The sequence below is a fragment of the Catenulispora rubra genome (genome assembly GCF_015356825.1).
In the GTDB taxonomy this organism is placed as follows: domain Bacteria; phylum Actinomycetota; class Actinomycetes; order Streptomycetales; family Catenulisporaceae; genus Catenulispora; species Catenulispora rubra.
Genome location: NZ_JAACYW010000111.1, coordinates 20,891 through 33,128, shown reverse-complemented (window position 1 = coordinate 33,128; position 12,238 = coordinate 20,891). Strand labels below are relative to the sequence as shown.

Annotated in this window: 9 protein-coding genes; 2 read left to right on the top strand and 7 right to left on the bottom strand. The window is 69.9% G+C overall.

Annotated features, from left to right (window positions below):
- Positions 1 to 1,196 precede the first annotated feature (1,196 nt).
- Positions 1,197 to 2,684: a hypothetical protein gene (locus tag GWK61_RS27340; RefSeq protein WP_194912815.1), complete on the top strand. Its 1,488-nt coding sequence runs from the start codon at positions 1,197 to 1,199 to the stop codon at positions 2,682 to 2,684.
- A gap of 398 nt (positions 2,685 to 3,082) precedes the next feature.
- Here GWK61_RS27340 and GWK61_RS27335 read toward each other — a convergent pair whose 3' ends face one another.
- The 6 genes from GWK61_RS27335 to GWK61_RS27310 all read right to left on the bottom strand — a co-directional run bounded on the left by GWK61_RS27335 (position 3,083) and on the right by GWK61_RS27310 (position 10,294).
- Positions 3,083 to 3,934 carry an esterase/lipase family protein gene (locus tag GWK61_RS27335; protein ID WP_194912813.1) on the bottom strand — a complete coding sequence of 284 codons (852 nt, stop codon included), beginning with the start codon at positions 3,932 to 3,934 and terminating at the stop codon, positions 3,083 to 3,085.
- Positions 3,935 to 4,041: 107 nt separating this feature from the next.
- Positions 4,042 to 4,818 carry a nucleotidyltransferase domain-containing protein gene (locus tag GWK61_RS27330; RefSeq protein ID WP_194912811.1) on the bottom strand — a complete coding sequence of 259 codons (777 nt, stop codon included), beginning with the start codon at positions 4,816 to 4,818 and terminating at the stop codon, positions 4,042 to 4,044.
- Between the two features lie 284 nt (positions 4,819 to 5,102).
- Entirely contained in the window at positions 5,103 to 7,313 is a 2,211-nt protein-coding gene (locus GWK61_RS27325) for an ABC transporter ATP-binding protein (protein WP_228563027.1), read from the bottom strand.
- Positions 7,310 to 9,043: an ABC transporter ATP-binding protein gene (locus GWK61_RS27320; protein ID WP_194912809.1), complete on the bottom strand. Its 1,734-nt coding sequence runs from the start codon at positions 9,041 to 9,043 to the stop codon at positions 7,310 to 7,312. Before GWK61_RS27320 ends, GWK61_RS27325 begins: the two co-directional genes overlap by 4 nt.
- Positions 9,044 to 9,119: 76 nt before the next feature.
- Complete coding sequence (locus tag GWK61_RS27315; RefSeq protein WP_194912804.1) at positions 9,120 to 9,848, bottom strand: TetR/AcrR family transcriptional regulator; 729 nt, start codon at positions 9,846 to 9,848, stop codon at positions 9,120 to 9,122.
- Between the two features lie 62 nt (positions 9,849 to 9,910).
- Complete coding sequence (locus tag GWK61_RS27310; RefSeq protein ID WP_194912802.1) at positions 9,911 to 10,294, bottom strand: NADPH-dependent FMN reductase; 384 nt, start codon at positions 10,292 to 10,294, stop codon at positions 9,911 to 9,913.
- Positions 10,295 to 10,435: 141 nt separating this feature from the next.
- On the opposite strand from GWK61_RS27310, the gene GWK61_RS27305 reads away from it, so the two are divergent.
- Positions 10,436 to 11,218, top strand: a complete 783-nt coding sequence (locus GWK61_RS27305) for a TetR/AcrR family transcriptional regulator (RefSeq protein WP_194912800.1) — start codon at positions 10,436 to 10,438, stop codon at positions 11,216 to 11,218.
- Between the two features lie 11 nt (positions 11,219 to 11,229).
- Here GWK61_RS27305 and GWK61_RS27300 read toward each other — a convergent pair whose 3' ends face one another.
- Positions 11,230 to 12,189, bottom strand: coding sequence for a LysR family transcriptional regulator ArgP (locus GWK61_RS27300; protein ID WP_194912819.1), 960 nt, complete (start codon positions 12,187 to 12,189; stop codon positions 11,230 to 11,232).
- Between the last annotated feature and the right edge of the window lie 49 nt (positions 12,190 to 12,238).

Here is a 12,238-nt window from a genome sequence, read left to right as displayed (position 1 = left end):
AGGCCCACCCCTCCCCGGCGGCGCGTAGCGCTTCAGGCCGCCACCCACCGCCAGGGGCGGCCTGAGGCGCTACGCGCGGCGGGGCTTGCGCGCTGCGCAGCCCCTCTACGCTGCGGCGGCGTTTGCGCTCTGCGGCACCGCCTGCGCTCTGCGGCACCGCCTGCGCTCTGCGGCACCGCCTCTGCGCTGCGGCGGCGTGTGCGCGTTGCAGCACCGCCTGCGCTCTGCGGCACCGCCTCTGTGCTGCGGCGGCGTGTGCGTGTTGCAGCTCCGCCTTCGCGTTGCGGCGGCGCGTGCGTGTTGCGCACCGCGTGCGCCCTGCGGCACCGCCTGCGCCCAGCGGCGACGAGTGCGCGCTCTGCGGCACCGCCTGCTCGTTGCGCCGGCGTGTGCGCGTTGCAGTACCGCCTGCGCGTTGTGGCGGCGCGTGTGTCTCGCACCCCGCCTGCGCCCTGCGGAACCCCCTCTACGCTGCGGCGGCAAGCCCCCGCGTCGCCGCTGGTCACCCGTTCGGCCTCGGCTGATATGCGCAGCGCGATCTACGCCATTCACCCGATGTCCGATATGCGGTCTTCGCGGACTATTGAGACAGTCCAGAAGCCGCCACCCAACGCCACATGCACCACCGGCGGCCGACGGATCGACGGTCGACACCGGTCGTGCGCGGACAGAGCTCACCGCGCCGGTCCGGGGCCGACCGCCACGCCCTCGATGACCTCGCGTCGTCGACTGCTCGAAGCGAGGCGATAGAAACGCCTTCGACTTCGGCCAAGTCGGAGGCACAGTGGGGGATCGCCCCGCATCGAGCAGGCCCCGCAAGGGGCGGGCACCACACCACAACCCAACAGCCGGACCCCAGCGCCACCCCCAGGCACCAGGGTCCGGCCCTGGAGGCTGCCCAAAACGCCTCACCGCAACCCGCACACCGCAGGCGGCACCGCGCCAACCAGACGCGGCACCGCTCGCCAACGAGCATCGCTCTCGACCGGACCCGCCGCGACCGGATCCTCCACGAGGCGCTGTCTGCCCGACCAGACCCCCTCCACCTGACCCGCGTCCTCAACCTCTCCCACACCACCGCCAGCCACTACGCCGCCATCGCCCAGCGCATCCTTGCCGAGGATGATCAGGGGCCTGATCGATCAGCCCGACCAACCGCCACCAGCACGACGTAGCCCGCCTGGCATCCTGGCCCCATGGACGCTGACGCCCCGACTCCGGTACACCTCGGCAAAGTGATGGACGGCCTGGCGACGAACCCCGCCCTGCCGGCCGCCATGATCCGGCGCCTGTTCGCATGGCGACGGGGAGGGGGAAAGGTGGCGGGACGCCCGGACCTCACCGACGACATGATCACCGAGATCATCGAGCTCGACGACCACGGGCTCGTGCACAGCCTGGCACTCAACAAGCGGCTCCCGGACCGCTTCCGCATCCAACTCGCCGCCCACCGGGACATGGGGGTGCGGGCCGCGCTGGCCGTCCACGCCGCGACCGCGCCGAGGCAGTTGCTGGAGCAGCTCATCGACGATCCCGAACCGCAAGTCCGCGAGCGCTTCGCCCAAAGCCGCCACACGCCGCCTGACCTGCGAGCCCGCCTTGCCACCGACCCCGACCCCGCGATCCGCGCCGACTTGGCCAGACGCTGGACCCGGGCGCCGGAGCAGGTCCGGCGGATCCTGCTGACCGATCCCGAGCCCCGGGTCCGCGCCGCGGCCTGCTCGATCTACGGCGCGCGTCGGCGGCATCCGGCACCGCCCGCGGATCTGCTGCCGGCCCTGTTGGCGGATCCGGTGACCCGAGCGGGCGCGGTGATCCACGCCGTCCTGGACGCCGATACCCTTCGGCGGCTTGCCGCAGATCCGGACGACAAGGTGCGTGCCGAACTCGCCCGGCATCCGGACCTGCCGCCGCCAGTCCGCGACATCCTTGCCGTCGATCCGGACTTGAACGTCCGGATCAAGGTCTTCGCGCGCCCCGACACGCCCGAGCACCTGCGGGCGCAGATCCACGCTGCGGTCCACGAGCTCTCGCGTGCGGCGGCCTGGCCGGGCCCCGACGCCGAGGACGAAACGGTTCGCCGCTGGTACGGGAACTCCTTCGCTCCGACGGAGCTGCGCATCCTGCAGCTGGACTGGGTCACCGCCGATCCGTTGCCGCACATCGACTCGCCTTATGTCAGCTTCCGAGCCTCCGCGGCGTGCAACGAATCCCTGCCCGCCGACGCGGTGGCACGGCTGCTGGCCGATGGGGAGGAGATGGTCCGCCTCACCATGGCCGAAACGGCCCCGCACCTGGTCGATCCGGCGACGGCCGAGAGCATCGAGCGCCGCTACCGGCCGCGGGATAAGTTCACGTTGTGGTGGGACGACGCGGAGGTCTTGACCTTCCCGCCGGAGGTCCTGCGGCGCTTCGCCACCGACCCCGAGTCCAGGCTCCGCTCCTTCGCGCCCCGCGATCCGGACCTGCCATCGGAACTCGCCGAGCAGTTGGCCTGCGACCCTGCAGACCGTGTACGTCGCGCGGTCGCGGGCCACCGCAACCTTCCGCTTCCAGCTCTGCTCCAGCTCCTCGCAGACTCATCAGAGTCCGTCGCGGAGGCCGCCGGCGCCTCGCCGTCCCTTCCCGTCGAGCACATGGAACGGCTGCTGGCTCTGGCGGGCCTCCAACAGGCAGGCCGCTGAGGCTCGGATGAACTCACGGGCGGCGAGGTGATGAGAGCCTTCGAATTCGGCCAAGTCGTAGGCACAGTGGAGGCTGCGCCAAAGCCTCGCCGGGTCCCGCACACCGCGGGCGGCACCGCACGCCGCAAGCCGCACGCCGCACGCCGTGCCCGGCACACCGCGTCTCGCACGCCGGGTCTCTGACAGCGCGTCCGGCACACCGCGTCCCGCGCACCGCGGGCGGCACCGCCTGCCGCGTCCCGCACGCCGTGTCCGGCACATCGTGTCCGGCACGCCACGTCCCGCGCACGGCAGGCGGTGCCGCGCCAACCAGGCCGCGGCACCGCCCCGGTCCGGGCTACGCGCCCGAAGCCGGCTCGACCGGAAGGGCGAACCTATGATCCCGTGAGCCTATGAACCTATGAGAAGACTGACAGGCACGTGGTCGGCGTAGCGTTCGCCGGATCCAGCGCGTTGACCGCCTCATGCAGCGCGATCTTGTCGGTGGTCCCGATGGCGACGTGCTCCGACAGGTCGGCGGCGCATAGGTCTTGCAGTAGGACGTTGTGTACGTTCGGCCCGTTCAGTGCCTGCGACTGCCATGGCGTCACGACCTCGTCGTACTTGGTCGAGATCACCGTGTACTGCACTCCGGGCACGGTGTCGCCGCCGGCGTTCAGCTGCTGCATCAGGGGCGAGCCGACGATCTGGTCGCTGCATGCGGGACAGGCCGTGCCGATCAGGCCGATGGCGCCGGGGAAGTACTTGGCGGCGAGGGTCTCGATGCCGTCGAGGTTGGTGCCGTGGTTGGAGGGGGCCAGGCCTACCAGGGTGTGGACCTTGGGGGCGCCGCCGAGGAACTTCAGGTAGTAGCGGGGCATCATCCCGCCCTGGCTGTGGCCGACGATGTCGACCTGGGAGGCGCCGGTGGCGGCCAGCACCTGGTCGACGTAGTGCGCCAGTTGCTGTGCCGACTGGGCGACCGGGGCCAGGCCGTGGAACAGGGGGATGCCCGGTTCCTGGCCGTAGTCGAGTTCGAAGACGCAGAAGCCGCGCGAGGCGATGTACGGCGCGCCGACGATCCAGTTGTCGCCGGCGTTGCCGAACGTGCCGTGCACCAGCACGACGGGGCGGGGGTGCTCGGCGCTGGGGCGGCACGAGAAGTCGTTGATCCCGGACGCGGTGGCGGCGTGCGCCGGGGCGGCCAGCGCCAGGAAGGGCGCGGCCAGGAGTGCGGCGGAAATGGCGTGGGCGAAGCGGCGTTTACGCATACTGACTCCCTGGTGGACCGGTGGGCGAACGGGTCGAGTGGTCAGGGTCACACGCGCGTGGTTACCGGTCGGTAAAGCTACTCGCAGGTAGCCAGGAAGTCACGAGATCATGGCAACTCTTTTGCCGAGTTGCACACCGCCTCCACCAGGTCGATCACCCGCAGCGCCTCGGCGGCCGTACATGTCACCGTCTCATCACCGAGTCGGTACGCCTTCGCCTTCGCACACAGATTCGCGTACTCCGGGAAAAGCCCGGCCGTGTAGTCGGCCGACGCCTCCTTCGAGATCACCTGGCCGGTCGCGATGGTCGCGTGCAGCCGGCCCGGCCCGGTCGCCTCCCAGGCCAGCAGGTAGGGGGCCACCGGCGAAGCAGGGTCCTGTTTCGCAAAGTGCGTCCGGTACCTGACGTGCGTGCGCCAGTAGGACTCCAGATTCCCGCGGTTCCACTCCCGCAGCCATGTCGGATCCGGGGCGACCTTCAGCTCCGAGGCCTGCGGCCCGCGCAGCGTGACGCCGTGCCGGTCGAGGATCGCCCAGAGCACCGGATCGGTGGCGTGGCCCTCGGGCTTGAAGACCCCGTCCACCGCGAACGGGACTTTGGCCTCGCTGCGTGCGCCGAGCAGGTCGGGCGTGACGTAGTGGCCGTCGCAGTGCGGACGGTCGGCGCGCGTGGTCTCCAACTCGGCGTGCATCTCGCCGACCATCGCCGAGTCCGAGGCGTTCATCGGGCGGTCGAGCACCACCAGCACGTCCAGGTCGCTGCGCCCGGGACGCCAGCCGCCGAGCGCGGCGGAGCCGACGACGTAGACGCCGCGCAGCATGTCCGGCGCGAGGGTCGCCTCCAGGGCCTTCAGAAAACGGTCTGCTGCTTGCTCGTAAGCCATCTTCGGAGCTTAACAACGTGGTCTGCGAGGTCGGGCGATGCGGCGGAACATGCTGAGGTAGGTGAGTCAGCGAAACGAGTGCTTGGCGGGGCGCGGGAAAAGATGTGGGCCGGCCGACTCCCCCCTCGGAGTCGGCCAGCCCGGTATAACACAGAACCCTGTCTCAGTCGCTTTCAGCCGGACCTCGGCTCGGCCGCGGTCGGGCCTCGGTCAACCGCAGTCGACCGCAACCCAACCCAGCCGAAACCCCAGCCGAAACCCCAGCCGAAACCCCAGCCGAAACCTCAGTCGACCTCAGCCAGAGCCTGCGCGAACTGCGCCGCGTACAACCGCGAGTACGCGCCGTCGGAATCCAGCAGCTGAGTGTGCGTCCCGGTCTCGACGATCCGGCCGTTCTCCATGACCAGGATCATGTCGGCGTCGCGGATCGTGGACAGCCGGTGCGCGATGACGAACGATGTCCGTCCCTCCCGCAGCTTGTTCATCGCGCGCTGGATGAGGACTTCGGTGCGGGTGTCGACCGAGGAGGTGGCCTCGTCCAGGATCAGGATCGCCGGCTCGGCCAGGAAGGCTCGGGCGATCGTGATCAGCTGCTTCTCACCGGCCGACAGGTTCGAGCCCTCCTCGTCGATCACGGTGTCGTACCCGTCCGGCAGGGTGCGCACGAAGTGGTCTACGTGCGTGGCCGCCGCCGCTGTCTGGATCCGCTCGGTCGAGGCGTCTCGAGTGCCGTAGGCGATGTTCTCGGCGATGGTGCCGCCGAACAACCAGGCGTCCTGCAGCACCATGCCGGTCTGGGACCGCAGGTACTCCCGCGACATCTCCGCCGTGTCCACGCCGTCCAGCAGGATCGCGCCGGAGTCCACCTCGTAGAACCGCATCAGCAGGTTGACCAGGGTGGTCTTGCCGGCGCCGGTCGGGCCGACGATGGCCACGGTCTGCCCCGGCTGCACGGCCAGCGACAGGTCCTCGATCAGCGGCCGGTCCGCCGAGTAGCTGAAGTTCACGTCGCGGAACTCCACCCGGCCCTGGACCCGCTCCAGCTCCACCGGCTGCGCCGGCTCCGGGGACATCTCCTCGGCGTCCAGGATCTGGAAGATCCGCTCGGCCGAGGCCACGCCGGACTGCATCAGGTTGGCCATCGCCGCGACCTGGGACAGCGGCATCATGAACTGCCGCGTGTACTGGATCGAGGCCTGGACGCTGCCCAGCGACAGCGCGCCGGCCGAGACCCGCAGGCCGCCGACCACCGCGACCAGCACGTAGGTGACGTTGCCCAGGAACATCATCGTCGGCTGGATCAGGCCGCTGATGAACTGGGCCCGGAAGCTGGCGTCGTTCAGCGAGTCGTTCTGCTTCTTGAACTCCGCCGCCGCCTCCTCCTGCCGGCCGAACGCCTTGACCAGCTGGTGGCCGGTGTACATCTCCTCGATGTGCGCGTTCAGCCGGCCGGTGGCCGCCCACTGCTTCACGAACTGCGGCTTGGACTTCTTGCCGATCCGGCCGGCGACGTACACCGACAGCGGCACCGTGGCGATCGCGATCAGGCCCAGCAGCCAGGAGGTCCACAGCATGAAGGCGGTCACGCCGAGCAGCGTGAAGACCTGCATCACGACCTGCGCCAGCGACTGCTGCAGCGACTGCGCCAAGTTGTCCACGTCGTTGGTGGCCCGGGACAGCACCTCGCCGCGCGGCTGCTTGTCGAAGTACGACAGCGGCAGCCGGCTCAGCTTGGCCTCGATGTCGGTGCGCAGCCGCGCCATCGCCCGGTTCACCACGACGATGACCAGCCGCGACTGGATCATCATGCAGATGAACACCAGGACGTACAGGCCCAGCAGCAGCATCATGACATGGCCGACCTCGGTGAAGTCGATGCCGTGGCCCGGGTTGAAGTCGATGGACTTCACCAGGCTGGCCTGCGTGCCGTGGCCGGTCTCCTGCAGGTGCTGGACCGCTTCGGCCTTCGTCGGGTACTGGCCGTTCGGCCCGCGCGGGGTCTGGCGGCCGATGACGCCGGCGAAGATCAGGTCCGTGGCCTTGCCCAGCAGCTTCGGGCCCCAGACCGACATGCCGACGCCTATCGCGGCCATCAGCATGGAGACAATCAGGATCGTGCGTTCCGGGCGCAAGTAGGCCAGCAGCCGGCGCGAGGAGCCCTTGAAGTCCCTCGACTTCGCGGCCGGGCCGGACATGAACGCGGCCGGGCCGCGCAGTGCGCCGCCTTGCTGCGGACGCGGTGCGTCGCCTTCGCTCTCGGTCTCCAGGCGCTCGGAGTCCGAGCCGGCTGCACCATTCTGTGCCGCGCCGTTGGTGGCGGCACCATTCTGCGTTGCACCATTGGTGGCGGCGCCGTTCACCTTGCCGCCGTTCTGCTCGGCCTTCACGATCTCGGTGTGATCGGTGCTGCCGGCGCTCGCGCCGTTCCCAGCGCTCGAACCATTGGTCGTGTTCTCGGCGTTCTCGCCGCCGTTCCCCGCCCCGTCCGTGCTCATGCCGCGGCCTCCTCTTCGGTGAGCTGCGAGAGCACGATCTCGCGGTAGGTCTGGTTGGATTCCATCAGCTCGCCGTGCGTCCCGGACCCGACCACCACGCCCAGGTCCAGGACGATGATGCGGTCCGCGCTGCGGATCGTGGACACCCGCTGCGCGACGATGACCACCGTGGACTCCCGCGTCTGGTCCACCAGCGCGGCCCGCAGCCGGGCGTCGGTGCTGTAGTCCAGGGCCGAGAACGAGTCGTCGAACAGGAAGATCTCCGGCTTGTGCACCAGCGCGCGGGCGATCGCCAGGCGCTGTCGCTGACCGCCGGAGACGTTGGTCCCGCCCTGCGCGATCGGCGCGTCCAGCCCCTCGGGCATCCGCTCGACGAAGTCCCGGGCCTGCGCGGTGTCCAGCGCCTCCCACAGCTCCTCGTCGGAGGCGTCGGGGCGGCCGTAGCGCAGGTTGGAGGCGATGGTCCCGGTGAACAGGTACGGCTTCTGCGGCACGATGGCCACCGACTTGGTCAGCGTCGTCGGATCGAGCTCGCGCACGTCCACCCCGTCGACCAGGACCGCGCCGTCGGTGACGTCGGCCAGCCGCGGCACCAGGTTCAGCAGCGTGGTCTTGCCCGCGCCGGTGGAGCCGATGATCGCGGTGGTCTCACCGGGCCGGGCGACCAGCGACACCTCGTTGAGCACGCAGTCCTCGGCGCCCGGGTACTTGAAGCTCGCCCCGCGCAGCTCCAGCGTCCCGGAGGTCTGCGGCACCGTGGGCGTCGCCGGCGGCACCACGCTGGACTCGGTCTCCAGCACCTCGCCGATGCGGTCGGCGCAGACCGCGGCGCGCGGCACCATCATGAACATGAAGGTGGTCATCATGACGCTCATCAGGATCTGCATCAGGTAGCTCAGGAACGCCGTCAGCGACCCGATCTGCATGCCGCCGGAGTCGATGCGGTGCGCGCCGAACCACAGCACGCCGACGCTGGCGAAGTTCACGATCGTCATCACGATCGGGAACATCAGCGCCATCAGCTTGCCGACCCGCAGCGAGACGTCCAGCAGCTGGTCGTTGGCCCGGCCGTAGCGCTCGTACTCGTGCTCGTCCTTGACGAAGGCGCGGATGACCCGGATGCCGGTGATCTGCTCGCGCATCACCCCGTTGATCTTGTCGATCCGGACCTGCACGATCCGGAACAGCGGGCCCATCCGCCGGATGATGATGCCGATCGCGATGGCCAGCGCCGGGATGATCGCCACCAGCAGCCCGGACAGCGGCACGTCCTGGCGCAGCGCCAGGATCACCCCGCCGACCAGCATCACCGGCGCCGCGGCGGCCATGGTGAAGGTCATCAGGACCACGGTCTGCACCTGCAGCACGTCGTTGGTGGTCCGGGTGAGCAGCGAGGGCGCGCCGAAGCGGCCGACCTCGCGGGTGGAGAAGGCCTGGACCCGGTCGAAGACGCCGGCCCGCAGGTCCCGGCCCAGCAGCGTGGCGGTCCTGGCCCCGAAGTAGACCGCCCCGGCCGAGCAGGCGATCTGCAGCAGGGAGAACAGCAGCATGAAGCCGCCGGTCTTGAGCACGTATCCGTTGTCGCCCTTGACCACGCCGTTGTCGATGATGTCGGCGTTCAGCGTGGGCAGATACAGCGCACACAGCGTCTGTACGAACTGCAGGGCCAGGACCAGCGCGATCGGCCCCTTGTACGGTCGCAGGTATTGTTTCAGGATCTTGACAAGCATGAAGATCGTCCCATCTGGCTCGGCATGCCGGGCAGCGGTGGCTGTCAGCGTGACCGGGCGTGCACTGTAGGCGAAATCAGGGGTTTTCGTTTTCGTGTAGGCTGGGCCCCAGCGGGAGGGCGGGTTGCTGGGCCAGAGCCGCGGCTGTGCGGACCGCCTGGCGCAGCAGGGCAGTGTAGGGGACGTCGACGTCCTCGTGCAGCCAATATTTCGTGGCCACCCGGACCGCCCCGTTCACCGCCGCCGCGACGATCCGCGGCAGCAGGTCCTCACTCGGATCCAGCCCCAGCCGCTCGGCGATGACCGGCGTCAGCTGCTCTTCGAGCTGGCGCATCGACTCCAGCAGGTGCGGCCGGGCCCCCTCCTCGTCCATGACCGTGCGCAGCGCCTCCTTGCTGAAGCTGCCGTTGGCCATGATCTCGCGGAGCTTGCGGACGCTCTCTTTGCCCGGCTCGTGGCCCAGGGTGTACTCCGCGACGACCGCCTCGGCGAGCGCGACGTCGAAGGGCTCCTCGGCGGGGCGTTCGCTGAAGGCCAGCGCCACGCGTCTGGCCCGGTCCCCGGGCAGCGCGCCGAGCGCGGCCTCGCGGCTGTGGAAGTAGTTGTGGAAGGTGCGCGCGGAGACCCCGGCGCGTTCGGCGATCTCGTCGGGGCTGACGTTCTGCAGGCCGTTGTTCTCCAGCGTCAGCTGCAGCGCCGCCTGGCTGATGCAGTTGCGGGTCTCCAGCCGTTTGCGTTCGCGGCGAGAGCCCGCTTCGAACTCGTTCTCGTTCTGGTTCTCGTTCTGGTTCTCGGTCGCGGACACGGGTCCACCTTCTCCCGAACTTGCGCTCAGCGCAATTATTTATTTGCGCTCAGCGCAAGGTTTCAGCCGGCGGCGGTCTGCCGGCGTCCGGCGCGCAGGGTCGTGGCGGTCCAGTGGTTGTACTCCGGCGTGACGATCACGAAGGCGTCCGCGCCGGCCAGGCGCGGGGCCAGGGCCGCGACCGGTTCGGGGCGGGGCTGCCCGAAGTCGGTCATGGTCAGCGGAAGGTCGGTCTCCGCCAGGTCGATGACGTCGAGGTCGAGGCCCGGGTGGCTCTCGGCGGCGCGCGTGACGAACCAGTCGGTGACGACGGGGGCGAAGCGGCCGGTGCGGGTGCTGCCGATGATGACGGCCACGCGGAGCGGGTCGGGGGTCGCGGTCGGCGTGGCGGCTGTTTCGTGCGCGTCGGCTTCGGTGATGTCCGCCGTAGCGGTCGCGGTGGTCATGGTGATCCCCCTGGGGAGTGAATGGCGTGGCGCTGATGTGTACGGTGTACGCGCCGATGCGTACACCGTACAACAGAGCGTACGATGTACACAAGGCGGGAGCGCGGGCCCGCGTTTCCGAGCCCATGGGAGGCTTTCGGCATGGCGAAGACCAAGAGCGGGTGCGACCCGGCGGCGGAATCGGACGGGCCGGCGGAGTCGGCGGCGCCTGACGTCCCGACCCCGCCGACGATCTGGGAGCGCATCGACGCCCCCCGAGGCGCCCGCACGACCCTGAGCCACGAGCGCATCGCCGAGGCCGCCATCGCCCTGGCCGACGCCGAGGGCTTGGACGCCGTGTCGATGCGCAAGCTGGCCGAAAGCCTGGGCGTGGCGACGATGGCCCTGTACCGGTACGTGAACAGCAAGGACGAACTGCTGGAGCTGATGACAGACGTGGTGGGCACCGCGTCCGAACTCCTCGCCGACCCGGACGACTGGCGCGCGGTGTTCCGCGAGGCCGCGCGCCGCCGCCGCGACACCACGCTCGCGCACCCCTGGCTCCCGGCGGCCCAGGCGCAGGTCCCGACCAGCCTGACGCCCAACCGCAACCTGGTTTTGGAGCGCATGCTCGCCGCCCTGGAGCCGTTGCCGCTGACCGGGGATCAGAAGATGCAGCTCATCAGGGCTCTGGATTCCTACGCGCGCGGCGCCACCGACGGCGAGGTGAACCAGCGGACGATGCTGGAGCGGCGCGGGTACGGGACGGACGGGGATGTCAGGCTTCTGCTGCGCTCGAACATGCAGTGGCTGCTGCGCAGCGGGCGGTATCCGCTGTTCGCGAAGCTCGTGATGGAGGGGCTGGCGCCGGTGGACGCGGAGGGGGAGTTCGAGTTGGGGCTGGAGGCGATGTTGGACGGGTTGGCGGCGCGGTTCGGGATTTGAGGTGTGGCGGTCTACCCCAACCGCCGCGCCGCGACCTCCGCCGCCACCTCACCGACCTCGCTCAACAACGCCGGCGCGAGCTTCCACTGCTGCCAGTACAGCGGCACGTCGACCGGCCGCTCCGGCGCCAGCTCCACCAACTCCACCTGCCCGAACTGCCTCGCCTGCACGTCCGGGATCAGCCCCCACCCGAACCCGGACTCCACCGCGTAGAGGTAGGCGTCGGTCGCCGGCAGGTAGTGGCGAGGTCCGCTGGCTGTGACCCCGATGCTGCGCAGGAAGCCGTCCTGTAGGTCGTCCTTGCGGTTGAAGATGATGACCGGCGCGACGGCGAGCGCGGCGGCCAGGTCGGTCGCCCCGACGCCGTCCGGCAGCCACCGCCGGACGAACCCGTGCGTGGCCACGGCGCGGTATCGCATCCGCGCCAACGGCCGCACAACGCATCCCTGCACCGGCTTCGGCGACGACGAGACGGCCGCCATCACCAGCCCGGCCCGAAGCAACTCGTCCGTGTAGTCCTGGTCCTCGCGATGGAGGTCGAAGCAGACCGCCGCGTCGGCGCTGAAACGGGCTGTCACCTCGGGAAACCACGTGCTCAGCGAGTCGGAGTTGACCGCGATCGACAGCGTCTGCACCGGCACGCCGCGGCCCGGGCCGCCGGAGCCGGTGCCGTCGCCACTGTCGCCGCCGGAACCCGAAGCCCCCGCCCCGGCAAGCCCCAGCTCCGCACGCGCGCTGTCCTCCAGCCACGCCAACTGCCGCGCGAACCGCACCACCGCGACGCCGGACTCGGTCGGCCGCAGCGGCTTGGACCGCACCAGCAGCACCCGCCCCGTCCGCTGCTCCAACGCCTTGATCCGCTGGCTGACCGCGGACGGCGTGACGTGCAGGATCCGCGCCGCGGCCTCGAACGTCCCGGCGTCCACCGCCACCAGCAGGGTCCGCACGTGGTCCAGCGGTAGGTCCGTCATCATGATCTCTAATGATACGCAAGAAAAGTTAGCTGGCCTGTGGATCACA

Excerpts from the sequence above, each read along its gene's own strand:
- GWK61_RS27340 (WP_194912815.1), top strand. The coding sequence starts at position 1,197 with ATGGACGCTGACGCCCCGACTCCGGTACACCTCGGCAAAGTGATGGAC.
- GWK61_RS27335 (WP_194912813.1), bottom strand. The coding sequence starts at position 3,934 with ATGCGTAAACGCCGCTTCGCCCACGCCATTTCCGCCGCACTCCTGGCC.
- GWK61_RS27330 (WP_194912811.1), bottom strand. The coding sequence starts at position 4,818 with ATGGCTTACGAGCAAGCAGCAGACCGTTTTCTGAAGGCCCTGGAGGCG.
- GWK61_RS27325 (WP_228563027.1), bottom strand. The coding sequence starts at position 7,313 with ATGAGCACGGACGGGGCGGGGAACGGCGGCGAGAACGCCGAGAACACG.
- GWK61_RS27320 (WP_194912809.1), bottom strand. The coding sequence starts at position 9,043 with ATGCTTGTCAAGATCCTGAAACAATACCTGCGACCGTACAAGGGGCCG.
- GWK61_RS27310 (WP_194912802.1), bottom strand. The coding sequence starts at position 10,294 with ATGACCACCGCGACCGCTACGGCGGACATCACCGAAGCCGACGCGCAC.
- GWK61_RS27305 (WP_194912800.1), top strand. The coding sequence starts at position 10,436 with ATGGCGAAGACCAAGAGCGGGTGCGACCCGGCGGCGGAATCGGACGGG.
- GWK61_RS27300 (WP_194912819.1), bottom strand. The coding sequence starts at position 12,189 with ATGACGGACCTACCGCTGGACCACGTGCGGACCCTGCTGGTGGCGGTG.